Raw genomic sequence first — 24,223 nt, 5'->3', positions numbered from 1 at the left:
TATACGGACTAATATTTTAAAATTATTCATGAAAAACATCATAGAAATCTCGAATCTTAATTTTGGATTTGACGCTAAAAAGCAGATTCTGAAGAACATTAACCTCTCAGTTCCAAAAGGTTCTATTTACGGTTTTTTGGGAGCCAATGGCGCAGGAAAATCCACCACCATGAAGCTGATTATGGGACTGGAAAACGAGGCAAACGACAGCATAAAACTTTTTGGAAATTCGGTATCCTCATTTTTCCCGGAAGGATTAAAAAATATCGGTTCATTGATCGACTACCCTGCTTTTTACGATCATCTTTCGGGTTATGACAATCTGAAAATTGTTTGTGAAATCCGAAATCTGAGTGAATCTAAAATCACAGAAACATTAGAACTCATAGGACTTTCCGAAGCCAAAGACATCAAAATGAAAAAATATTCTTTGGGAATGAAACAGAGATTGGCCATTGGCTTAGCGTTGATTTCTGATCCTGAATTACTGATTTTGGACGAACCTGTAAACGGCCTTGATCCCAACGGAATGATGGAAATCCGTGAACTTTTGGTAAAACTAAACCGTGAAAAAGGCACTACCATATTTATTTCGAGTCATCTTTTACAAGAAATCGACAAGATGGTGACGCATTTGGGCATCATCTCTCATGGTGAAATGAAATTTGAAGGCAGCCGAGAAGAGCTGAACCAAATGTTTCAATTTCAAAAGACAAAATTCTCCATGAACGATGCCGAAAAATATTTGCCATATGTCGAAAATGCTGAACTGAAAAACAACCGAGAGCTTTTGGTGAACACCAACAGTTCTGCAGATGTGGCAAAAATTAACAAAACCTTAATTGAAAAAGGAGCAGAAATCTACCAAATATCTGCCGTAGGAGGTCTAGAAGAATGGTTTATGGAAATTACAAAACAAAACTAATACACAAAAAATGAACATCAATTATTTTATAAAAGCCTTCAAATCCGAATGGCTGAAAACCAAAGGTTTGGGATTGCTTATTTTATCCATAATCCTTGGAGCATTGCTCCCTCTGATACTGCTCACCGTATCTCTTTTTGTTGAAGAAGCCAGAGAATACACAGGACTTCCTTCCGAAGTGTCCACAGAGTCCATACAAACTTTTTTTTCCGGGTTTGGAAGTTTCATGATGGTTATTTTCATCATCATTGCTGCCATTAGAATTTGCCAAACCGACCATAAAAACAACGGTTGGGTTTTTATGGAATCTCAACCACTGAGTAAGTTGAGCATTTATACCGGAAAATTTCTTTCTGCAATGACTTTAACCCTCATTTGCATCACTACTTTTATTGTATCATCCGTTGCAATCAGTTCTTTACAACAACTAATCTTCCCTCAAAAAGCATTGAGTTTAAGCATAGATTTCTCCTTCATCATCCACACTTACATTCGTTTGATCATTTTATCTTTAGGGATTGTCTCGCTACAACTGATGCTTTCTGTAGTTATTCGAGGATTTATCTGGCCTTTTGTTATTGGAGTTATGGGATTTGTCATCAACATCACCGGTCAAATCAGGCAAGAAACCTACGACTATATCCCGTACAACAATTTGGCTACAGCTGTCAAACTAAAAGACTCTTCGATGATGAGTCATTTCCTGAATTACACGGAGTATCTCAGTATTTTTTGGGCAGTTTTGTTTTTCGTTATCGGCTATACAATCTATGCCAACCGTGGTGTAAAAGCTGCTTTTTTTAAAAATGGAAAAACCATTGCAAAAACCTTGGTGGGACTGACTGTTGCTGTTGGAATATATTTTGGAATCACAAGCCCGATATACCCTGAAAAGTTGGACGGAAAAACCATCATAGAAGGCACCGTAAATACGGTAAAAAAGCATAAAGAAATCAGCCTGTATTCTAACGAGCTCAACTTACCTGTTGCCAAAATTCCTATTAAAAACGGAAAATTCTTTTGGGAAAGTACCGAAAATTTACCTTTAGGCGAATATACTTTCAATTTGGGTGGTAATAAATTTGGAGCAATTTTGTCCAAAGGGGATCATTTGAAAATACAATTTAATGCCGATGAAAAACAGTCTGAAGTAAATATTACTGGCAGTAGAAATGCTGAATTTAATTACCTAAAACAGCAAATGAATGAAGGGCAATTCTACAGTTATTTTGTAAACAACAAAGAAGAATATTTGGACAAGCCCGAATATTTCTATGACGCAGCAGAAAAAGAATGGAACGACAGCAAAAAACACTTAGACCAGTACAGAACCGAAGAAAACATTTATTTTGGAAGAGATTTTTACGAATACATGAAGCAGAAAAATGCAGCAAAAATGATCAATGCGCTGCACGATTTCCAGACCATTTCTTTAGCCAATGACAAGAAGAATGCTGCACCTACAGCACTAACCAAAGAGCTGAACGAAATCATAAAAAATCCAACAGAAATGCTAATGGCTTCCAAAGATTTCACAAAAATGAAACTGAACCAATTGCTGCCAAAAGAAGGATCCAAAAATCCGGACAGCACCATCATGGCCAAGCTGAACACGATGCCGAAAAGCAAAGAAAAAGACCGACTTTTGAAAACCCAATTGCTCAGTTATTTTGAGATGACCAACGACGAAAACAAGAGAAATCAACTTTTTGAAAGCAGGATGAATGAGTTTTCGGATACCCGATTTAGAGATTTTGTAGCCAAAGAATTATTCGTCATCAACAACCAACAAAAAGGAAAACCAATGCCTACAATAACTTTTGAAGATGCATTGGGCAAATCCTTTGACCTGAAAAAATACAAAGGCAAATATGTAGTCATCGATTTTTGGGCCACTTGGTGTGGACCGTGCCGAGAGACCAAACCAAAATTTGAATATCTGGCCAAACAGTACAGCTACAACAACAATTTGGTCTTCCTCTCCCTAAGTGTTGATGAAAATAAAAACAATTGGAAGATGAATGTAAAAAACAACAAATCCAAGGCAGTACAAATGTGGCTAAAAAACAAAGAAATTATGCAACTATTGGGCATCAACGGTATCCCAAGATTTATGTTGGTAGATCCTGAAGGGAAAATTTACAATGCCAATTTACCTTTTCCTTATGACTCGCAATTTGATGAAATCATCAATGAAATCTCAAACAAAACCGTAAGGATTTACAATTTTTAGAACCACTACCGTCCATTCAGTTCTTCAAAATTCTTACTTTTTTTGAAGATTCAAAACAACAAAACTCCCCCAAAGCACAGACTTTGAGGGAGTTTTTTAGTATTTGGATTGCATTACAATAGCGAATTAATACCTATCGATATGTTAAGGATTAAGAATAGAATTTATTCGAAAAACAATATTAATTCTAAAACAATTCATCCCTGAGGAACACCCGACAGAAGTATGTCTGACCTTGCGAATATACAACTATTATCTATATCTCATCAGACAAACTTAGCATTTTTGGTTGGTCTTTCAGATCGTTGTAGATGCCGTTGTGGTTAAGGATGGCTGACACGATGTTTACCGACAATGACGAAAAGTTTTTATTTGCCGTTTCTACCAAAAGAACCGACAAACACCAATTGGGGTTCTTTTTCTCCAGTTGAGAGAAAAAAGCTCTTATCAGCTCATTGCGTTGTTATATTCTTATTTGGCGTGCCGTCTACAAACCAAGTTGTGAATTGCTTTAGCTCAGCCTTTTCTTTCCCACTGCTTTTCGCTGAATCCTTGATATAATTAGATTTCTGCCTATAAAATCAATTCAAGCATCAAGGATTTCAAAATTTTTAAATTCGCGATGTGTCGCAACTATCAAGAATTTATTTAGTCTTGCCAAACTGTTGTGAATTGCTTTCAAAATTTTTAAATTCGCGATGTGTCGCAACTTATTTAGATTTCAAATAAAATTCAAGACTGTTGTGAATTGCTTTCAAAATTTTTAAATTCGCGATGTGTCGCAACGGGGCAAAAATATATGAGGTTTATGCTCATGTTGTGAATTGCTTTCAAAATTTTTAAATTCGCGATGTGTCGCAACATTACCAGAAAAACAGCAGAAGGAAAAGTAGTTGTGAATTGCTTTCAAAATTTTTAAATTCGCGATGTGTCGCAACCTCTAAAACTGATCAGAGAAATCAAAGATGGTTGTGAATTGCTTTCAAAATTTTTAAATTCGCGATGTGTCGCAACAGTTTAAGATTTACATTAATTAAATCACATGTTGTGAATTGCTTTCAAAATTTTTAAATTCGCGATGTGTCGCAACGGTGGATATAGAGTGAATTTTTCTGCTCCCGTTGTGAATTGCTTTCAAAATTTTTAAATTCGCGATGTGTCGCAACTCAATACTTTACCATCACCTCTAACATAATGTTGTGAATTGCTTTCAAAATTTTTAAATTCGCGATGTGTCGCAACAACAAATAAGGGTTTAATACTCCATCTGTCGTTGTGAATTGCTTTCAAAATTTTTAAATTCGCGATGTGTCGCAACAATTTTATCATTCATAATCAGATCGTTATAGTTGTGAATTGCTTTCAAAATTTTTAAATTCGCGATGTGTCGCAACAATACATATACTGATAATTTTTCCTCTGTTGTTGTGAATTGCTTTCAAAATTTTTAAATTCGCGATGTGTCGCAACCAAAGTTACACGGTAAATTTTGAAGCAAAAGTTGTGAATTGCTTTCAAAATTTTTAAATTCGCGATGTGTCGCAACATTGGCTTTATTGGTGCGAATACTCACAAAGTTGTGAATTGCTTTCAAAATTTTTAAATTCGCGATGTGTCGCAACTTACAAAATATTATTCCGGCAGAAGAAAGAGTTGTGAATTGCTTTCAAAATTTTTAAATTCGCGATGTGTCGCAACATTTTCCATTATTTTATTTTTTTAATATTTGTTGTGAATTGCTTTCAAAATTTTTAAATTCGCGATGTGTCGCAACTTTATTCTCTTCACTGTAAAATCATTGCAGGTTGTGAATTGCTTTCAAAATTTTTAAATTCGCGATGTGTCGCAACTTTTGCTAACTCCTTCGAGTTTAAACCGCTGTTGTGAATTGCTTTCAAAATTTTTAAATTCGCGATGTGTCGCAACAATGAAGCATTAGAACATGTTAATTCATTCGTTGTGAATTGCTTTCAAAATTTTTAAATTCGCGATGTGTCGCAACACTTACTTTGAAAATCAATAACCTGCTTCAGTTGTGAATTGCTTTCAAAATTTTTAAATTCGCGATGTGTCGCAACAGAGGAATTTGGATTAATACCGTGTTTCCAGTTGTGAATTGCTTTCAAAATTTTTAAATTCGCGATGTGTCGCAACTCAAGTGCCTTAGTAGGCTTGTTGGTTTTTGTTGTGAATTGCTTTCAAAATTTTTAAATTCGCGATGTGTCGCAACATTTCCCTTCTTTCACTAGACTTTTCTCTAGTTGTGAATTGCTTTCAAAATTTTTAAATTCGCGATGTGTCGCAACCTCAATCAAATCAATTAACTGAAATTCAGTTAATTGATTTGATTTTTTTCAATTAAAAAAAATAATGATATCATCTGTTTTTTCTAAGAAATAAGTTGATTTTCTAATCCTAATTTAGATGAATTGCTTTAGCTCAGCCCAAACTTTTCCATCGCTTTTCGCTGAATCCTTGATGAAATTAGATTTCTACCTATAAGATCAATTCATGCATCAAGGATTTCAAAATTTTTAAATTTGATATGTCTCGTAACTTAGGTTTCCATCTTTTAAAAGTGTTTCCTTGAAAACCTTGAGCTCTAAAATTACCGTTGATGAACCGCAAAGCAATGTTTCTGGCTTTTGAAGAAAATCTTGTCGTCGCATAATTTTTAAGCTCGGATGCTTTTTTTTCGATTTGTTTATAAAATTCCTCGTGTGTTATTTGGTAATTAAAAAATTTTGTATATTTGTAATGTTAATGAAGTGCTGGTTATGGCGTTCCTCAACAGATCGGTCTATAACATGTAGCGCATTAATAGAAACGAACCATAATGGTTCGTTTTTTAGTTTCTAAACATTAGTATTCCTTTTCTTATTTGGGATCAAGGTCAAAACTTGGGGGATTAAACAAAAGTAATCAAATAAAAATTCTTGGAGAATATAAATTATTTTTGCTGTCAAAATATGAAATTTTAATACCCTTCTTTTAACCCAACATATCTTATCGGATAAAATTCTTTTTCTCAACCCAAACAAAAACAATTTTGCTCCATAGCCCGCGGTTTAAACCGCGGGCTGAATTATACATCTAATTAATATATCCTATTTTCTATGTGACAAGTAGTAACTAATGAAGAAAATTCTTTTTCCCCCAAGTTTTGGAACAGATCCCTTATTTGGCCAATTTTATTGTTTAGTGATGGATCATTCTTTTCAATAAAATAAAAACTTTCAGCTACATTGTCTTTATTTACAACTATTTTTAACACACCTCTTTCGTAGTTTTTCATGTATGTTTTAGTTTTATTATCCAAAATATTTAACCAAATTTCATCTGGCTGTTTAATTCTAAACTATATTTATATCTTTTATCAGCTTCTTTTTTTAAAATATGATGTTTGAAGAACTTCTTTGATGGTTTATTTTCATTTTCGCAACTATCAAATAATACCTATTTGGTCCTCAATAAGTTTTGTATATTTGTATAATAACAGCGACATTGGGCGGACTTATCCTCCTCTTCCAATGCTTGGTTACAAGAAGAAGCTGTCCTTTTGGCCAGCTTCTTTAATACGCTATATATCATAGACTATCTTGTTTAGGGACGCCATAGTCAGTATTTCATTATCGTATAACTATTTTTAAACTTCGTAAAAAAGACAGAGTTTTATTTCTCTGCCTTAATAGGAAGTCTGAGTGCTGGTTGGATTAGAACCTTCTCACTTTCCCTTTACGAATATACATTTTTTTAATTACCTAAATAATATAAGATGAATTAGAAAAGAAAACATCTAACTTAAAAGGTATGTAACTACAAAATTCCCTACACTTATGAATTGCTTTGGCTTCTTTCCTTCTTTTCGCTGAATTCTTGATAAGAAAAGAGTTGGATAATTTTGATTCCGTTTCTCTTTAAAACAATCATTTTTAAGATTCTAAAAAAGCTCTAATTGTTGCCAAGTGGGTGGTGGTTCTTCTTTGGATCGGGCAAAAAAGATTTCAATGTCGCCAAATTGTTTGTCGGTGATGCACATAATGGCCACTTTTCCGGCTTTGGGCAAAATAGCTTTCACTCTTTTGATGTGTACTTCGGCATTTTCCCGACTGGGACAATGCCGTATGTAAATGGAAAATTGAAACAGTGCAAAACCATCATCTTCCAGTTTCTTACGGAAAAGATTGGCTGCTTTCCGCATGACTTTGGTTTCGGTTGGCAAATCATATAAGACCATTACCCACATAATTCTATAAGCATTTAATCGTTCTGAATTCATTTCAATTCAGGATAAGCGATTTGTCTTTTTTCTCCTGTATAACATTTGTACAATGAAGAAGCAGTCGTCTTTACCGCAACCAATAATGGTCTTTTTTTTCCATCAATCTCTACATCTAGGGAGGCGATGTTGAGGCAAGCTGCTTTAAATTCTTTGGTCAGGTCGTCCACCATTGGATTTTGCTCTAACCAATTCATCACTAAAAAATCTACAAAAGGACGATAGGGTTCCATAAGATCATCTGCCAAACAATACGGATTGTATTTATTTTTATGAAAGATGCCTAAAACAGGAAGTAAACCCGCTTCCACAATGGCTCTGGCAATAATGCTTCTAAGGACGGAGTATCCAAAATTAAAAAAAGAATTGGGGTAATCACCATACCGATCTCGGATAAAATCTAAGCTGATAAGGTATTTCCAATAATGTTGGGCTGCAATCCCTTCCATGTTGGTAGAATCTCCAGATTTCACTTGTTGAAGGTATTTTAGCATGGGTTCAAAATAATTACCTCTTCTAAGTAAAACCTCTTTTTGATTTTTAATTTTATATTCTACAGTTTGTTTCCAAAGTTGCTTTTTAAGAGGTTCGCTGGCTTCTATTTGTGCTTTGATCTTTTGAGAATGTTCGGTATGTCCATATAAGGGTAACATGATGCCATGTGGCAGATGATAAAAATTGCAACTGATGACCACTACATTATTTTCCATCATGGATTGTATGAGTTGATGGGTGAGCGTAATCTGAAAATGGTCTAACATCAACAGTCCGAGATCTTCTATAGAGACTTTGCCTTTCACTTCTTTAGTCTCAGGGTGGAGAATGTACATTTGTTCATCTTTGAGTTTGAGATAAGCCGGATTACCGATGTAGATGGAGCGAGTGATCATGGTATTTTGGAATTTATATTAAGAAGAAAAAACTTTCAATAAAATTTTATTAACCGTATCAATATCAAAAGGATAAACCTCTTCAAAAGTTTTGTCAGTAGGTATTCCATACCATGCTAACATTTCTTTTTCTTCGGCAGATTTTCTTTTTTTTTGAGAAATTTCCAAAAGATTCTCATGTCTCCAAATACCACCGCAATCTTCCATCGGGGCAGCATTTGCTCCTTTCACGCATTTGGGAAACAACACATCTTCTGTAGGTTTTTTCTGCACAGAAATAATATGTCGCCAATCATCTCCAAAATCATAAATGTATAACATTTTTTTAAGGTTATTATTGAAATAGTCTGACACTTTGGTTTCCTCGGAATTAATTTTTTTGAAAGAATTAAATGAAAATCCGAAATCATCTTCTTCATCTTCTTCATCTTCCAATGCAATGGTATCGCTTCTGAAAGCCGCACCGGTATTGAACTGGTACAGATGGGCATTATCCCAGTTCATCACACATTGGATAACGGTATGCAGCTGGTGAAAACTGAAATCTTCAGGAATAATTACTGTTCTGGTAATTTTAGGTTCGCTGTGTTGTAGCGTAATTTTTAGTTTGTGTGACATGGTTTTATCTATTTTTCTTTAGTTTTAAAGTTACTGTTTTTTTACTTTTCTTATTTTACTCTAATAATTAATACTCTCCCACCCCAATAATATCTCCCAAATGATTGGTGCGAACTTTGATTATTCCTTCAATAGCATTTAATCCTAACTGAGGCTTATATGTTACATCTTTTAATGCTGGGTTAGTATCTACAGTAGTCTCTAAATGATGTCTAAAGAAATAATTTTTATTTGCAATTTTCTGCACCCTAAATAAATTTGGGCTAATCAGCTTTTTGTTTTTAGGATCTAATAAATCTATATCTGCAGGATTAAAACCAGTTTTTTCATTGGGGAAAACAAAGAGTTCATTTTGTTTCATGGTAAATAAAAACTGCCAACCTTCACTTTGTTTGTAGGTTTTATCAATAATGGGTAATCCTAAATTCACTCGAGCCACTGCTTCAAACAAAGATACAACTCTTTCCTGTAAATTTCCTTTTTCATCTCTGTACACCGCCACATGGTGGTTATTGCCGGTTTGTACATAATCAACCGCAATTTTATTGCCATTTGCATCTAAAATTGGTTTTCCAAAATGGTCTTTTTTGTAATGCAAAGCTTCGGCATTACTTACACCGCTTATGGTAACTCTTTTAATAGCAATTCCTTTTTCTTTGTTGAGCCAAATAGGATTTTTATCTAAATCAGAGAAGGCTTTTTTTGCATCTCCTCCAAATTCTTTCAAACGATTTTCCAAAACTGTTCTCACACCCTTGTCAATTACTTTGTCAATTTTCAAATCTGGTGTTACATCTTTACGAATAGAATAATCCTCTTCCAACCAAACCAATTTTACTTTTTCAGGCAGCACTTCTGTTTTTTCTACATTTAAGTAAATTGGATTTTTCTCTAGGGTATTTTTTCCTGTAAATGCTTTTTTAGAATCGTTGCCGTATTCTTCTAAGCGTTGCAATAGAAGTTTTTTGTATAAAGGATTACCTACTTTATCAATGGTTTCTTTATCAAATTTAGCACCTACTTTTTCTTCTTTTTGTACGTAATACTGGTATTTGCCATAAACGGTTTCTTTGTGTAATTGCCCTCGAGGAGTTAATGCTTCTTGCACTTTATTTGAACCTCTTACTTTATTCTTGTTTTTTGTAACTACTTTATTTTTAGCTTTGTGGGATACAATTACATTTTCCAAATGCTCTTTGGCTACTTGGCGGAAATTGGTAATCGGTTCTTTGAATACTCGTTTTTTATTGCCTTGGTCATCAGTTCTAATAATTGTTTCTTTCTCTTCAATACCTAAAACATCACGAGTTGATAATTTTAGGTTAGACGTATCCATACTGGTTCTACCTTTAGAATTACTAATCGTATCATCCGATTTCTCATTTCTTCGGGCATTCAAGTTATTCAAATATTGGATAAAACTTCTTTTGGTAAAAGCAATAGTCAAAGCATCCATTGCGTGATGGCGGTGGTCATTTCGCTTGGTCCAATCTTTAATCACTTCAACCTTTTGCCCATATTTTCGTTCTTCCATTTCGGTCAAGCCTAATGCTCGGTATTTTGGCAAGTTGAGTTCTTTCATAATATTTACCAAATCCCAATCTTCTCGCAGCCTATCTGTAATTTGTCCCGAAGTAGAAACCACAGAACGGGTAATACCAAACAACATTTCTTTTGCTTTTTTTGCAATGTATTGGCTATCTCGCAAATCTCGCTCAATAAATCCTTCGCCAATTTCAGAAGAACGTTTTAGTAATTTTTGATATTTTGCTTTTGTAATACCATTTTCAGGATTGTTTTTGTTCCACATCTTATGAAGAGCTTCAATTCTTTCTTGGAAAGAAATTAATCCAGTTTCACCAAATTTATTTTCAATGTATTCAATAGCAGTTTGATTTCCTTTATCCAAATTATCTTTTCGATATACTACGGTTTTATTAGAGAAACTATCATCAAATAAACGAGATTGTGGAATAATGTGTTCAATGTCCACCTGTTTACTAAACAAAATTTCCCTTGGGATGTAAGTATCGGTGTATAAATCTTTGTAGCCGTTGTTTTTTAATTCTTCATACAATTTATAGCGAACAATATCATTCCGAGTTGGATTTTTTAATCCAAATTCTGCTTGTAAAAGTTTAACTATTTTCTCGTGAGCTGTTTTTGCCGTATTGATATTGGTCGTCATTTCAGCTCTTTCGGCAGCATTTTTCTTTAATTCACGAGCCAATTCAATTCGTATTTCATCAAACTGGAAATTAGGTTCTTTGCCTTCCGATTTTAATTGATCATTCTCTTTGTCAATCAAGGTGTTTACCACATTTGCCATTTGATTGAGAATTTTTTCTACTACCGGATTACGCAAGCTGTTTTTAGGCAATAAATCCAATTTGGATTTTAATGCTCTGGTTTCATTTTCAGTTTTATCAACCCATTTTGAGTGACGATAGTTCTTGGCTAATTTATCGTAAATATCATCCTCTCTTTGGGATAATTTACTATAATCAGTAGAAACATAAGCACACGCTTCGCTGTATTTATTTTCTTTGATATACGGATAAATCTTTCGCATGGCTTTGGTAGAAAGGCTTCCATAATCATCTTGAAATACCACATTAGCCAATATTTTCGCGTGGTCTGGCTTGAAACCAAATTTAGAACAGAGCTGTTTTTTTAGTCCGATATTATCGTTTCCGTAAAGTAAAACATCTTCTTGGCTGTATTTTTTGGTATCATCTTCTGCAGAATAAAGTAAATGCCAAAATTGATAAGAGGCTTGGTTTTCAAAATCTTTACCATCCAATTCTGCATTAAACTCTAAAATTTCTGTATTAATTTCCAATACTTCAAAAATGGCTTTTACCATTGCTTTTATTTCAGAAGCCGGTGTTTTTAGCTCATTGACATTGATTTCATCTTTATCAGATAACTTTAATAAATCTTCATTGTAACCTTCTCTTTCTAAAATTTTAAGATAAGCATTGTATAAAGCTTGATTGGTACGATTCCCTTCTAATTGGGCGTAGTTCATTTCCCAATCTTTAGGTTTATAGCCTAAAATTTCAATAATTTGATTGGCTTTTAAACCTCCTTTAATGTTTAGTTCTTCAAAAACTTGATTTTTAGCAGCTAAGTCTAATTCAAAAATTTCTTTTTCTTCTTCAAATAAGGAGGGTTGATTTTCTTTTTTAACGCTTCTCTTTTTACTTCCTGCTTTTTTCACTAAAACATTATGTAGAATTTGCCAAATCTTAAACTCCTGAAACAAAGGCGAAGATTTCGGAGCCACACGCATTCCAACCGTTTTCTTTTTACCATCTTTCTCGATTTCTTTGCTTTCAAATTCACAAAAACTGATTAAACCTTTTTGTGATTTAAGCTTGCGTTGATAGAAAATAACAATATCCCGAATTTCTTCTTTTAGTTTATCAGTGAGTTGAGCATGATATTTTGCTTGTGTAGTCCATATCTTTTCAAACTCATCTAAATAATCTTGTCGGTAAAAAACTTGGTTTTTAAGAGCTGTATGTCTGTTTTTCAGCAACTGATTGAATTGATTTTGTCCAACCGTTTCTTGATTGAAAAATAATTCTTTACTTCGGTCTGAAATAGCACCCAAGTAACCACTTGAATTGTTGAGATTATTGTTTATTTCAGTAAGCACATAAGCCATTTGTTCTTTCTCTAATTGCGTACTTACTGCCTCACTTCGCCATTGGTAAGCTTGAATTTTCTTTAAGGTTCTAGTATCAAATTTTGCTGCGAATTGATTTTTAAAACTATCCTCGAAATCTTTTATGTCAGCGGTATTGAATTGGTATTTTGTCCAAAACAATGCAGAAGTTGCTTTTTGACCTTTGCCTTGCAATTCTTTGTAAAATTCGTCTGTTAGAATTTCAGGATGAAATTGTTTTTGAAAGTTCCAAACCTTGTCAAATTCACTTTGCAAATCGGAGCGATAAAAATCGGGAATAGTTTTAATTCCTTTTTCATAATTTTGATATACCAACTGTCCAGGAGTAAGATTTTCTTCATATAGTTTTTTTGCTACTCCCATTCCATCAATGGCTTGACCTTCTTCACTGTTCTTTGCTTTACGACTACTTTTATAACCACGTTTTTTATTGATAGCCAAAAGTACTCGTGCAAATTCATTGAGTTCAATTTTTTCTGAAGCTGCTTTCGCTCTCAATTCCCAAGTTTGAAAAGTGGTTTGTTTGCCATCTTCACATAATTTGGCAGTTGCATTAATAATATTTGCTTTGGTTAGTACTTCTAACAAATTTTCTCTACGCAATTGATAACGGTCTAAATTCCTTCTTGCTCCGCGTTTTAGCGTTCTATCTGCATTGGTTGTAATTGACTTACCTTTTTCAAAGTTTGTTTGCTCATCAACTGTTAATGGATTAACACGAACACCTATCTGCTTTATTTCTGATTCATTTTGTGTTTCTCCTTCGGTTACGTACGCCCACCCAATACTATTTGTTCCTAAGTCTAATCCGAGTATTTTTTTTGCCATTATCAAATGTTTTTATTTTTTTTTAAAAATAGACAATAATTTTTATACTTTTTTACGGTTAACCGTAAAAAGTATAAAATAAAAATATTACATTTGTCATATTGAAAGCAATTCACAATAAGGATTATTCCGTTGTGAAAACATTTAGAGCCTCGACTATCTTCGGGGCATTTTTTTTTGCTAAATGTTTCACGAACACCATTTAAAAATAAACAAGTATGTGAGCTAAAACATTCAAGACGGGGCAACTCGTCTTTTTTTGTTTAATCATATCTTGAATGTTTGACTTCGTCGAATCTTCAATTTAAGGAACACAAATTAACAATTATAAATTCGTGAACTAAAACATTTAGAGCCTCGACTATCTTCGGGGCATTTTTTATACAACAAAACTCCCCCAAAGCACAGACTTTGAGGGAGTTTTTTAGTATTTAGGAATTCTTATTTTTTCAGATAAAGATCAAAATAATCGGTCACTTTTTGCATCAGATGCACGCGGTCTTTGCCAATGACATTGTGCGGATGACCCGGGTACATAAAGTAGTCGATTTGCACGCCTTTGTCCACAGCAGATTTTACAAAATCTACAGAATGTTGCCATACAACAACATCGTCCTGTGCACCGTGTATCATCAAAAGTTTTCCTTTTAGGTTTTGTACTTTGTCCAATAGATTGGCGTTTTTATACCCCTCAGGATTTTGTTTTGGTGTATCCATGTATCTTTCGGTGTACATAATTTCGTACATACTCCAGTCAATTACCGGTCCACCTGCAATACCTACTTTGAAAACATCCGGGTGACGAAGCATAAGACTGGTGGTCATAAATCCGCCGAAGCTCCATCCGTGAACGCCCATTCTATTGGCATCTACATACGGAAGAGATTTCAGATAATCGACACCTTTCAGTTGGTCTTCCATTTCTACCGTTCCTAATTTTCCGAAAGTGGCATTTTCGAAATTCAGACCGCGGTTGAAAGAACCTCTACCGTCCATGGTGAACACGATGTATCCGTTTTGCGTCATGTAATCGTACCAAAGATTTCCAGAAGCCGGGAAAGAATTGGTCACAATTTGCACATTCGGACCGTTGTAAAGATAAACGATAACCGGATATTTTTTTGAAGGATCAAAATCTTTTGGCAAAATTAATTTTCCGTACAACGGCGTTCCGTCATCGGCTTTCAACGAAACATTTTTCACCTCAGCCTGTGCGTATTTTGTTAAAGGATTTTCAGCCTTCAAGACATTTTCTGATGCCAGAGATTTAACATTAATAATGTCCACCTTTCTCGGTGTATCGGCATTGGCAAAAGAATCGTAGAGGTATTCGAAGTTTGAACTCAAAATTCCGTTGTGCATTCCGGCTTCTTTATCCAAGCGAGTGATTTTAGAATTGCTGTAACCCACCTTGTACAGGTGTTTTTCCAATGGCGATTCTTTGGTAGCAACAAAGAAAATATCTTTGGTTTTCGGGTCTATGCCCAACACAGAAGTTACTGCCCAGTTTCCCGTGGTGATTTGTTTTTTCAAACCTTTTTTCAGGTTGAATTGGTACAAATGATTAAAGCCTGACTTTTCCGATTGATAAATAAAATCATCAGAAGATCCAGGTACGGCAATCATGGAAGTCGTAGGATGAACATATTTCGGATGCTTTTCGTTGAAAAGATTTTTCACCAAATTTCCAGATGCCGCATCGTACAAATTCATATCCAAATTGTTCTGATCACGGTTCAAAATCCCGATGAATACAGACTTATTATCCGGAGTCCACGCAATGGAAGTCAGATATTGTTCTTTGTCGCCCTCGGTTTTTATAAACTGTGTTTTTCCGGTTTCAAGGTCATAAACTCCCAGCGTAACTTGGTGAGAAGCTCTTCCCGCCATGGGATATTTGATGTTGTGATTCACCGCCGGAACCACAGACCAATCGATGATGGGATAATCGGCAACCATGCTTTGATCCATTCTGTAGAAAGCAATTTTTTTATGATCTGGAGAAACAAAAATTCCTTTATCAATCCCGAATTCATTTCTGTGTACCGCTTGTCCGTTCAGGATGTTTTCGTTTTTATCCTGGGTTATCGCGATGGCTTTTCCGTTTTGGTTGGCGTAAAGGTTGTTGCCTAAAGTATAAACCACCGTATTTACATCTTCTAAAACAGTGATGTTTTCAGCCTTTGCAGGAATTACCATCCAGGTTTTCACTTTCCATTCGCCGTTTACCTTATCCAATTTGGTATAGGTAGAGTCGGTTTTGTAATACCCCGAATTGTCGGAAAGGAATGTCACGAAAGGCATTCTTTTCAGTGCTTTTTCTTTGGTAAAATTCTTATTGATTTGGTGAAGTGAAACCAATGTATCCGACTTTTTCGTTGCCATTTCGGTGTAGATGTAGGCGTTTTTATCGGCTTTTACCCAAGTATTTTTCCCGGGAATCCAAGAAGGTTGAGCGATATTTTTAACGGCCAAGTTGGATCTCAGTCCGTTCACCGCTTCGGCCATGGTGTATTTTTGGTTCTGTGCAAAGGCAAATCCGCCCCAAACCATCATTAACAAAGAGATTTTATTAATTTTCATTTCTAAATTTTGAATTATCGCAAAAATAGGAAATTTAATTCCAAAATCATTTCTTAACCTACATCAATGTCAGCCCATCGTAATGCTTGTATCTTTGCACCATCAATAACAATAAAAAACAAAATATTATGAGTACCCTTTGGAAATTAGACCCAACTCACAGCGAAATTACCTTTAAAGTAAAACACATGATGATCTCCAATGTAAAAGGAGAATTTAGAAATTTTGATGCGGAAATTATCGCAGAAGACGATACTTTTGCCCAAGCAAAAGTACAATCAACCGTGCAAGTAAACTCGATTGACACCAACAATGCAGATAGAGACAACCACCTGAAAAACGCCGACTTTTTCAATACGGAACTCAACCCTGTAATTACTTTCGAAAGTACTTCTCTTACGGACGAGGTGGCAGGAAAATTAACCATCAACGGAGTTACCAGAGAAATTAATTTGGATGTCGATTTCGGAGGCATCAACAAAGATCCTTGGGGAAATACCAGAGCAGGTTTTTCCTTTACTTCAAAAATCTCCAGAAAAGACTTTGACCTCAACTGGAATGCAGCATTAGAAACGGGCGGCGTTTTGGTTGGCGATACCGTGAACATCGCTGGCGAACTGCAGTTTATCAAAAACTAAAAACCACAACAATCGTTCATTTATTTTAGAAATCGTTCTTTGTAAAAAGCAAAGAACGATTTTTTATTTCTCATAATAATTCCTAAATTTGCCCTCGATTTCGGATATAGATATAAGCTCATAATACGGTTGAGCGTTTCTACCCACTACCACAAATAGTTGATTATTTAGATCCAAACTTTATCGCTTTTTTGCATAAATTTTGATTTAAATAAGAAAACTGAACCCTTTGATTTTTTCAATTCCTTTTTCTTAATCATGCTTTTTCACCTCAATAAAAAGGTTGATTTCCATGTGTTTTTAAATCATTTTTTGGGAATAAACGATAGCGTCTAATGTGCAATCAATTAAGAAAAATTATGGAAAACAAACAGAAATCATTAAGCCATGGAATAGCCTTTGTCCTTATTGGAGCCTCTAGTTATGGGATGTTGGCTACATTTGTAAAGACCGCCTATCAAAATCTCTTTTCAACTGCCGAAGTTACCCTTGCCCAATATCTTCTTGGGATAATTTGCCTTGCCATCCTGACTTTGTTCAGTAAAAACAACAATAAAATGCAAAAAGACGACTTAACAAAACTCCTTCTCGCAGGAATTTGTTTTGGACTCACCAGTGTTTTGTACTACATTTCCATACGATTTCTTTCGGCTTCCATAGGCGTGGTTTTACTGATGCAATCCGTGTGGATCGGGGTTGTGATCGAATCCATACAGCAAAAAAAACTTCCTAACCTTAAAAAAACTGCAGCTGTACTTATCGTTTTAGCCGGAACCCTACTTGCAACCAACGCCCTGAACGGCACACAATCTCTGGATTACCGAGGGGTTATATTCGGATTTTTGGCCGCCATCAGTTTCAGTCTCGTTTTGCTTTCTACCAACAGCATCGCCTTGCATCTTTCCCCGGCAAAACGAAGTTTAGTCATGCTTTTTGGCGGTGCTATCGTTGTCGCCTTGCTCACCCTTTCAACACAGATCCTACCCTATTATTTCAACATCCATTGGGTTCCCGAAGATTTTATCAGCAACCGATCTTTGGATTTCAGCATTCTCTATCAATGGGGGATCCCGATCGCTTTATTTGGTACCGTCATTCCACCGCTCATGTTCAACAAAGGATTTCCAATTGTTGGTGTCGGCTTAGGTAGCATTCTTTCAGCTTTTGAGCTACCTGTTTCCATCGTTATTTCCTTCATCATGCTGGGCGAGATCATCAATTCTACCCAATGGTTAGGCGTTGTTTTCATTTTACTCGCCATCATCATGCTCAACATCAATTTCAACCTCAAAACCATTCGTACACAAGAAATAAAAAAAGACTGATTGTAATTTTTTTTAGGGCAGCTTTTCCGCCTTCCGTTCCCGCTTTTTTGTTCCGCAGGGCTCCACAAAAAGAGCTCCACTCAAGTCGGGCTGCGTTGGGGAGATCACATTAAATGAAATCTACTTTTCAAAATCTTGAATATTGTTATCCAACGACCACTTGTTTCTCAAATTATAATTCGTAAAATCGGTATCAACAATAATGGAAAAAGTTAAATGATAATCTACGGCAATACTAGAAAATAGTGCGTTGTGCCAGGTTTTAAATTCTTCTTTTCTAAACATTCTTTTTATCTGATTGCAAATTTTTTCATCAGATGCTTCAATGCATTTAAAGCTTCCCGCTATTCCGTTTTTCTTAACAACGATAGACATTAAATTCTTACCTCGTTTTATATTTTTCAAATTCAAATTAGAATTAACTAAAGCTGTAAAATGCGTCGTTTTAGAGTTTAATCTCGGAATTTCGGTTACCCTACAATCAAGAACCATATACGAAATGCTCGGATTAATTTTCATCATGCTATCGTTCTTTTTTTTTTGTTTTGAAATTTCATCCACCTGAGTTTTCAACAACTTATAGCTTTTTTTATCAAAGATAAATTTACCTTTTTCAACAACCAACTTCGCTTCTAATTGTTCTTGACCAAAAATCATTAACGGAAATGCAAACAACAAGCTCAAAAAAAACTTAATATTCATGACGATTTTATTTAATTACAATTGTGCACTTTGCAATGGAACGGGTTTCTAAAACCAAATTCCGTGCTGGGACAGCTTTTCAAATTTATTAAAATATTCCTAACAGAGCACTTCCCTACTCTCTTGCAATTTGTTCGTTATCGATTCCATATTTTTCATTCGGCATTTAAGAGGTTTTGAAATTTTTCAACAAACTGACCTACATGATATCCGTCCATGAGTGCGTGATGTCCATGAATAGAAACAGACATTTCTTTCACACCATTATTTTCAGTCATTTTACCAAAAGTTATTTTTGGACAAGAATCGGGATGCGAAAAACTTCTTGCATGAGAAATACTGGTAAAATCCAACCATGGAACGGCAGAAAAATGAATGACATTTTCTCCGGAAACAGCCGGTAATAAACTGTTTGAATTTCTTACCTTTTCAATTTCTTGCAATGCTTTTTCGTAAAACATATTTTCATCTTCAAAATAATCCATATATGCAAAGCCAAATGTTCCGTCTGGTCGGTTGATGGTTGGCGAAGCGTTTACCGTTGCAAAATCATAAGGTTGATTTTCAATAATTCTGTATCTGAAATTTTCTACTTCATTGGCTGCTTTTAAGGCTCTGTATAAGTAATACAAGAAAAAAGAAATGCCTTTTTCCTTTGCCTTTTGATAGGCAGTGGTGCAATCCACTTTTACAGTTACCCCAAAAAAGGGTTCTTCAAATTTTGAGAAGAAAAGGAAATGCTCTTTTCTGTTCCAAGCATCAAGGTCTATTAATTTTTTCATTTTTAATCTTATTTTTTATCTAAGTACATTATCAAAATTGTAACACAAGAATAATCATTTTATTAAACCACATAGGAACATAGGACATATAGCAATAAGGCGGTTAAGTGGCACATAGTGTCCGTCAAAGACGGACATCTATTGTGCTGCTAAAATATTTCTTTTCGCAAAAAATACTTCCTATGGGTCTATGTGGTTTAAATTTCAATGTTATTTTTTTTGTCATTAAGTTTTCATTCAAAAAACGATATATTGTAACACAAAATTAATCATTTGATTAAACCACATAGGAACATAGAACATATAGCAATAAGGCGGTTAAGTGGCATATAGTGTCCGTCAAAGACGGACTTCTATTGTGTTGCTAAAATATTTCTTTTCGCAAAAAATACTTCCTATGGGTCTATGTGGTTTATATTTCAATGTTATTTTTTTTGTCATTAAGTTTTCATTCAAAAAACGATATATTGTAACACAAAATTAATCATTTGATTAAACCACATAGGAACATAGAACTTATAGCAATAAGGCGGTTAAGTGGCACATAGTGTCCGTCAAAGACGGGCATCTATTGTGCTGCTAAAATATTTCTTTTCGCAAAAAATACTTCCTATGGGTCTATGTGGTTTAAATTTCAATGTTATTTTTTTTGTCATTAAGTTTTCATTCAAAAAACGATATATTGTAACACAAAATTAATCATTTGATTAAACCACATAGGAACATAGAACTTATAGCAATAAGGCGGTTAAGTGGCACATAGTGTCCGTCAAAGACGGACTTCTATTGTGTAGCTAAAATAATTCTTTTCGCAAAAAATACTTCCTATGGGTCTATGTGGTTTAAATTTCAATGTTATTTTTTTTGTCATTAAGTTTTCATTCAAAAAACGATATATTGTAACACAAAATTAATCATTTGATTAAACTACATAGGAATATAGAACATATAGCACTAGGACTGCATAGCTATACATAGTGTCCGTCACAGACGGACTTCTATTGTGTTGCTAAAATATTTCTTTTCGCAAAAAATACTTCCTATGGGTCTATGTGGTTTATATTTCATTGTTATGTTTTTTTATTCAAAAAATTCTTTTGGGTAAATCACTTTTCCTGCTTTGTTTTTTAAAGCATCAGGAACAAATTCTATCGCCATACAATTTTCTTTGGGTGCTTCAAACGGAAGAGAAATATTGAAATGATGTAAAAGTTGATATCCAAACTTTGGATAATAATTTTCGTGTCCCAATAAAACAACCGACTCATAGCCTAAGTCTTTAGCAATGTGATGGGCTTCCACTATCAATTTACTTCCAATTCCTTGCTTTTGAAAAGTGGGCAAAACGGCTACAGGTGCCAATGCTAAAGAAGTGATGCTTTCTGGTTTGGTTTCAATACTGATTTTCGTAAGCAGAATATAGCCAACAATTTGGTTGTTCATTTCTGCGACTAACGATAATTCCGGAATAAACCCATCGGATTTTCTGAGTGTTTCCACCAAAAATTGTTCTTTTTTATCGCTTAAAATTTCATCGCGAAACGCCTGTTCTATCAAATCAAACACGATTGGATAATCGGCCGAAGTTTCTTGTCTAATATTAATTTCCATTGCTATTTCAGATAATTTAAAATTTCATTAATTGATTTCAGTTGGATAAAATTTTCGTGTTTCAAATTGATTTCGTGTTGTTCGTGCGTCCAAGTTACATGGTAGGGAATATGAGCCGCATTGCCACCCAATTCTAAAACCGGAATAATGTCGGATTTAATGGAATTGCCCAACATTAAAAAGTTTTCGGGTTGACAATCCAAATGCTTGAACAGTTTTTGATAATCACTCTCTTTTTTCTCACTCATAATTTCTATGTGATGAAAGTAATGTTCTAACCCAGAGTTTTTCAATTTTCTTTTCTGGTCTAACAAATCGCCTTTGGTGGCAACTACCAATTTATAATCACCATTCAAGGCTTCCAAAGTTTCGGTAACTCCTGGCAGCAATTCAATAGGTTTTTGTAGCAATTCGTGTCCGATTTCAATGATTTTGTCAATAATATTTAAGGAAACGGTGCTGTTAGAAACTCGATTCGCTGTTTCTATCATACACAACAAAAAACCTTTAATGCCGTAACCGTAAAGATGTAAATTCTTCATTTCGGTTTTAAAAAGTTCTTGCGAAATGGTATGTTGCGGATGGTAATTTTCAAGCAAAGCACAGAATTGTTTTTCGGCTTCTTGAAAGTAAGGTTCATTTACCCATAAGGTATCATCGGCATCGAAGGCTATGATTTTTATATCTTTTTTCATTTCTTTATTTGCTAAATTTGTTTTTAATATCTGACAAAAAATACAATAGATATCCGTCTTTGACGGATACTAAGTGTAACTATGCAGTCTTATTGCTATCTAGACTATGTTACTATGTGGTTTAATAAACAAATTATCATGGGTTAAGATTTTTGTCAAGTACTTGTGAATTGCAAAGTTCAGCAAAATTAAATTTAGTAAAAAGGACATTTGTCCCAAGGGTTTTATGTTAAAAACAAACGAAACATTTTTTAGCTATTTATCAGCACTTTACGAAAGCCAAAATCGTAAAGAAGCTATCATTTTAAAAAAATGTAGGAAAGGAGAAAGGTTGCTTTCTCAAAATGAAGCACTCGCAAAAGTAATGCTGATTGTTGATGGCATCACCAAATGTTATTTTACAGAAGATAACGACAAAGAATACATTATTGAATTTTTAGGGAAAGGTGAAATTATTGGAGAAGTGGAATTGATTCGTAATATTCCATGTCTGTGTACTGTTGACGCGATGACGGATATTTCTTATTTCGCTATTGATAAATTTTATTTTTCAACACTTCTCAAAGCAGATATTCAGTTGAATCAGCTACTTTTAGATAGTTTTGCAAAACGAATTGTAGATACTGCAAGCAGAGCTTCATTTCAGCAATTATACACGGTTGAACATAGTTTAACCAAGCTGATGGAATTGCAGACCCAACAAAATATTTCTCTTTCAAAAGAAGAAATGGCTTCTTATTTAGGAATTACCGTCAGAACTTTGAACCGGGCAATGAAAAACTTTGAAGAATAAGATTTTTTTAATAAACAATTCCGTTAGAAAGTTTACAGATAAAAGCCACCTCTAATGATAAATTGAGATGGCTTAGTATTCACTTAGGAAGTCTGTATTTTTAGACCGTAACTTTCAATTTTCTTTCGCAGATCAGATCAGCAATTGCCAAAATATCTTTACCTATCAATCGGTCATCTTCTAATTTAGTCACTTTTTCGCGGATAATTTTGAAATTTTCTTCAACAATTTTAGAGGATTTCAAAGGTCTTCTAAACTCCAAACCTTGAGCAGCAAACATCAATTCAACAGCAAAAATATTTTCTAAATTCCCCAACACTTGGTTGAATTTTCTACCGGAAATACTTCCCATACTCACATGATCTTCTTGTCCCAAACTGGTTGGTACAGAGTCGGCAGAAGCAGGGAAACAAAGGGTTTTGTTTTCAGTAACCAATGCTGCAGTAGTGTACTGCGGGATCATGAATCCCGAGTTGAGGCCGGAACTTTCTATCAATAATTTTGGCAAACCGTATTTTCCTTCCAACAAAAGATAGGATCTTCTGTCCGAAATATTCCCTAATTCTGCAGCAGCCAGAGTTGCATAATCCAGCGGCATCGCCATGGGTTGTCCGTGGAAATTACCTCCGGAAATTGCTTCTTCATTGGAGATTACAATCGGGTTATCGGTAACCGAATTCAGCTCTATTTCTGCCATTTCTCTCAAGTGTTCGTAGGCATTTCTACTTGCACCGTGCACTTGCGGAACACATCTCATGGAGTACGGATCCTGCACCCTTCCACAATCTTCATGGTATTTTAAATTCTCTGAACCTTTTAAAAATTTCAACATTCTTGCAGCCACTTTCTTTGTCCCCTTGTACGGACGAATTTCGTGCAATTCTTTTTTGAAAGGACTGGCAGAACCTTGGTATGCTTCCAAAGACATGGCAGCAGAAAGATCGGCAAGATCCAATAGATATCCAAATTTGTCCAAACCAGCAATCGCATGAGAAAGGATAAATTGAGTTCCGTTAATCAATGCCAAACCTTCTTTAGCTTGTAATTTTAAAGGCTTTATTTTGTGTTTTTTAAGTACGGAAAGGGTGTCGGTTGGTACACCTGCATCCCAAACCTGACCGTAACCCAAAAGAGGTAAAACCAAATGTGAAAGTGGAGCCAAATCTCCAGAAGCACCTACAGAACCTTGCTCTGGAACCACCGGGATAATGTCCATTTCCAACATCAAGATCATTCGCTCTACCACATCCATAGAAATACCAGAAAAACCTTTGGAAAGTGCATGGATCTTGGCCACCATCATGATTTTTGATAAGTCTTTAGCAATGGGTTTGCCCACACCAACAGCGTGAGAAATAATTAAATTTTCCTGAAGTTTTGCCGTTTCATTTTCTGAAATTTTGGTATCACAAAGCGGTCCAAACCCTGTATTGATCCCGTAAACGGTCTTGTCAGAAGCCACAATTTTCTGAACATTATTATACGAATTTAGGATTTGTTCTTTGGATTTTTTATTCAGTTTTGCTTTTTTAGGATTTTGGATAATTTCCAAAACATCTTCTATCGAAAAATGATCTATTCCGTAAATTTTCATTGTTGTAAATTTTGGCTAAAAATACGGCTTTTT

At 34.8% G+C, this 24,223-nt stretch carries 17 protein-coding genes, 1 CRISPR repeat array and 1 riboswitch; of the genes, 5 read left to right on the top strand and 12 right to left on the bottom strand.

The window, feature by feature from the left end; translation table 11 throughout:
* Positions 1–28 precede the first annotated feature (28 nt).
* Positions 29–925 carry an ABC transporter ATP-binding protein gene (locus tag EIY84_RS01805; RefSeq protein ID WP_124639905.1) on the top strand — a complete coding sequence of 299 codons (897 nt, stop codon included), beginning with the start codon at positions 29–31 and terminating at the stop codon, positions 923–925.
* A 10-nt stretch (positions 926–935) separates the two neighbouring features.
* On the top strand, positions 936–3,158 hold the full coding sequence (locus EIY84_RS01800; protein WP_124639903.1) for a thioredoxin-like domain-containing protein: 2,223 nt from the start codon (positions 936–938) through the stop codon (positions 3,156–3,158).
* 256 nt (positions 3,159–3,414) lie between these two features.
* On the opposite strand, the gene EIY84_RS11780 is transcribed toward EIY84_RS01800, so the two are convergent.
* The 7 genes from EIY84_RS11780 to EIY84_RS01770 all read right to left on the bottom strand — a co-directional run bounded on the left by EIY84_RS11780 (position 3,415) and on the right by EIY84_RS01770 (position 16,050).
* Positions 3,415–3,558 carry a hypothetical protein gene (locus tag EIY84_RS11780; protein WP_164471998.1) on the bottom strand — a complete coding sequence of 48 codons (144 nt, stop codon included), beginning with the start codon at positions 3,556–3,558 and terminating at the stop codon, positions 3,415–3,417.
* Positions 3,559–3,822: 264 nt separating this feature from the next.
* Positions 3,823–5,464: a CRISPR direct-repeat array (repeat unit 46 nt; unit sequence GTTGTGAATTGCTTTCAAAATTTTTAAATTCGCGATGTGTCGCAAC).
* 791 nt (positions 5,465–6,255) lie between these two features.
* The gene (locus EIY84_RS01795; protein ID WP_124639901.1) at positions 6,256–6,453 is read right to left on the bottom strand and encodes a hypothetical protein; all 198 of its coding nucleotides are present in this window, start codon (positions 6,451–6,453) and stop codon (positions 6,256–6,258) included.
* Positions 6,454–7,098: 645 nt separating this feature from the next.
* Complete coding sequence (gene cas2 / locus EIY84_RS01790) at positions 7,099–7,437, bottom strand: CRISPR-associated endonuclease Cas2 (protein WP_124639899.1); 339 nt, start codon at positions 7,435–7,437, stop codon at positions 7,099–7,101.
* Positions 7,434–8,327, bottom strand: a complete 894-nt coding sequence (gene cas1 / locus EIY84_RS01785) for a type II CRISPR-associated endonuclease Cas1 (RefSeq protein ID WP_124639897.1) — start codon at positions 8,325–8,327, stop codon at positions 7,434–7,436. Before cas1 ends, cas2 begins: the two co-directional genes overlap by 4 nt.
* 18 nt (positions 8,328–8,345) lie before the next feature.
* Positions 8,346–8,945: a plasmid pRiA4b ORF-3 family protein gene (locus EIY84_RS01780; protein WP_124639895.1), complete on the bottom strand. Its 600-nt coding sequence runs from the start codon at positions 8,943–8,945 to the stop codon at positions 8,346–8,348.
* Positions 8,946–9,012: 67 nt separating this feature from the next.
* Entirely contained in the window at positions 9,013–13,467 is a 4,455-nt protein-coding gene (gene cas9 / locus EIY84_RS01775; RefSeq protein ID WP_124639893.1) for a type II CRISPR RNA-guided endonuclease Cas9, read from the bottom strand.
* Positions 13,468–13,908: 441 nt separating this feature from the next.
* The gene (locus EIY84_RS01770) at positions 13,909–16,050 is read right to left on the bottom strand and encodes a S9 family peptidase (RefSeq protein ID WP_124639891.1); all 2,142 of its coding nucleotides are present in this window, start codon (positions 16,048–16,050) and stop codon (positions 13,909–13,911) included.
* A gap of 128 nt (positions 16,051–16,178) precedes the next feature.
* On the opposite strand from EIY84_RS01770, the gene EIY84_RS01765 reads away from it, so the two are divergent.
* Positions 16,179–16,688 (top strand): YceI family protein, encoded by a 510-nt coding sequence (locus EIY84_RS01765; protein ID WP_124639889.1) that lies wholly within the window; start codon positions 16,179–16,181, stop codon positions 16,686–16,688.
* An 88-nt stretch (positions 16,689–16,776) separates the two neighbouring features.
* Positions 16,777–16,874: riboswitch (purine riboswitch) on the top strand.
* 173 nt (positions 16,875–17,047) lie between these two features.
* Positions 17,048–18,013 (top strand): EamA family transporter, encoded by a 966-nt coding sequence (locus tag EIY84_RS01760; protein ID WP_124639887.1) that lies wholly within the window; start codon positions 17,048–17,050, stop codon positions 18,011–18,013.
* 120 nt (positions 18,014–18,133) lie between these two features.
* Here EIY84_RS01760 and EIY84_RS01755 read toward each other — a convergent pair whose 3' ends face one another.
* The 4 genes from EIY84_RS01755 to EIY84_RS01740 form a co-directional block, all read right to left on the bottom strand.
* The gene (locus tag EIY84_RS01755; RefSeq protein WP_124639885.1) at positions 18,134–18,715 is read right to left on the bottom strand and encodes a hypothetical protein; all 582 of its coding nucleotides are present in this window, start codon (positions 18,713–18,715) and stop codon (positions 18,134–18,136) included.
* A 155-nt stretch (positions 18,716–18,870) separates the two neighbouring features.
* Complete coding sequence (locus EIY84_RS01750) at positions 18,871–19,497, bottom strand: chloramphenicol acetyltransferase (RefSeq protein ID WP_124639883.1); 627 nt, start codon at positions 19,495–19,497, stop codon at positions 18,871–18,873.
* A 1,080-nt stretch (positions 19,498–20,577) separates the two neighbouring features.
* Positions 20,578–21,108, bottom strand: coding sequence for a GNAT family N-acetyltransferase (locus EIY84_RS01745; RefSeq protein WP_206428185.1), 531 nt, complete (start codon positions 21,106–21,108; stop codon positions 20,578–20,580).
* A gap of 2 nt (positions 21,109–21,110) precedes the next feature.
* Entirely contained in the window at positions 21,111–21,803 is a 693-nt protein-coding gene (locus tag EIY84_RS01740; RefSeq protein ID WP_124639881.1) for an HAD family hydrolase, read from the bottom strand.
* Positions 21,804–22,029: 226 nt separating this feature from the next.
* On the opposite strand from EIY84_RS01740, the gene EIY84_RS01735 reads away from it, so the two are divergent.
* Positions 22,030–22,596, top strand: a complete 567-nt coding sequence (locus EIY84_RS01735) for a Crp/Fnr family transcriptional regulator (RefSeq protein WP_124639879.1) — start codon at positions 22,030–22,032, stop codon at positions 22,594–22,596.
* A 100-nt stretch (positions 22,597–22,696) separates the two neighbouring features.
* Here the strand turns inward: EIY84_RS01735 and hutH are convergent, their stop codons facing one another.
* Entirely contained in the window at positions 22,697–24,190 is a 1,494-nt protein-coding gene (hutH, locus tag EIY84_RS01730) for a histidine ammonia-lyase (protein ID WP_124639877.1), read from the bottom strand.
* Positions 24,191–24,223 lie beyond the last annotated feature (33 nt).

The sequence above is a fragment of the Amniculibacterium aquaticum genome, assembly GCF_003852705.1.
Lineage (GTDB): Bacteria > Bacteroidota > Bacteroidia > Flavobacteriales > Weeksellaceae > Amniculibacterium > Amniculibacterium aquaticum.
This window is presented reverse-complemented; position numbering and strand designations above follow the sequence as displayed.

What these genes read in the sequence shown, in the direction of transcription:
- EIY84_RS01750 (WP_124639883.1), bottom strand. Translation starts at nt 19,497, where the DNA reads ATGAAAAAATTAATAGACCTTGATGCTTGGAACAGAAAAGAGCATTTC.
- EIY84_RS01765 (WP_124639889.1), top strand. Translation starts at nt 16,179, where the DNA reads ATGAGTACCCTTTGGAAATTAGACCCAACTCACAGCGAAATTACCTTT.
- EIY84_RS01735 (WP_124639879.1), top strand. Translation starts at nt 22,030, where the DNA reads ATGTTAAAAACAAACGAAACATTTTTTAGCTATTTATCAGCACTTTAC.
- EIY84_RS01745 (WP_206428185.1), bottom strand. Translation starts at nt 21,108, where the DNA reads ATGGAAATTAATATTAGACAAGAAACTTCGGCCGATTATCCAATCGTG.
- EIY84_RS01805 (WP_124639905.1), top strand. Translation starts at nt 29, where the DNA reads ATGAAAAACATCATAGAAATCTCGAATCTTAATTTTGGATTTGACGCT.
- EIY84_RS01795 (WP_124639901.1), bottom strand. Translation starts at nt 6,453, where the DNA reads ATGAAAAACTACGAAAGAGGTGTGTTAAAAATAGTTGTAAATAAAGAC.
- EIY84_RS01770 (WP_124639891.1), bottom strand. Translation starts at nt 16,050, where the DNA reads ATGAAAATTAATAAAATCTCTTTGTTAATGATGGTTTGGGGCGGATTT.
- cas1 (WP_124639897.1), bottom strand. Translation starts at nt 8,327, where the DNA reads ATGATCACTCGCTCCATCTACATCGGTAATCCGGCTTATCTCAAACTC.
- EIY84_RS01800 (WP_124639903.1), top strand. Translation starts at nt 936, where the DNA reads ATGAACATCAATTATTTTATAAAAGCCTTCAAATCCGAATGGCTGAAA.
- cas2 (WP_124639899.1), bottom strand. Translation starts at nt 7,437, where the DNA reads ATGAATTCAGAACGATTAAATGCTTATAGAATTATGTGGGTAATGGTC.
- EIY84_RS01740 (WP_124639881.1), bottom strand. Translation starts at nt 21,803, where the DNA reads ATGAAAAAAGATATAAAAATCATAGCCTTCGATGCCGATGATACCTTA.
- cas9 (WP_124639893.1), bottom strand. Translation starts at nt 13,467, where the DNA reads ATGGCAAAAAAAATACTCGGATTAGACTTAGGAACAAATAGTATTGGG.
- hutH (WP_124639877.1), bottom strand. Translation starts at nt 24,190, where the DNA reads ATGAAAATTTACGGAATAGATCATTTTTCGATAGAAGATGTTTTGGAA.
- EIY84_RS01760 (WP_124639887.1), top strand. Translation starts at nt 17,048, where the DNA reads ATGGAAAACAAACAGAAATCATTAAGCCATGGAATAGCCTTTGTCCTT.
- EIY84_RS01755 (WP_124639885.1), bottom strand. Translation starts at nt 18,715, where the DNA reads ATGAATATTAAGTTTTTTTTGAGCTTGTTGTTTGCATTTCCGTTAATG.
- EIY84_RS01780 (WP_124639895.1), bottom strand. Translation starts at nt 8,945, where the DNA reads ATGTCACACAAACTAAAAATTACGCTACAACACAGCGAACCTAAAATT.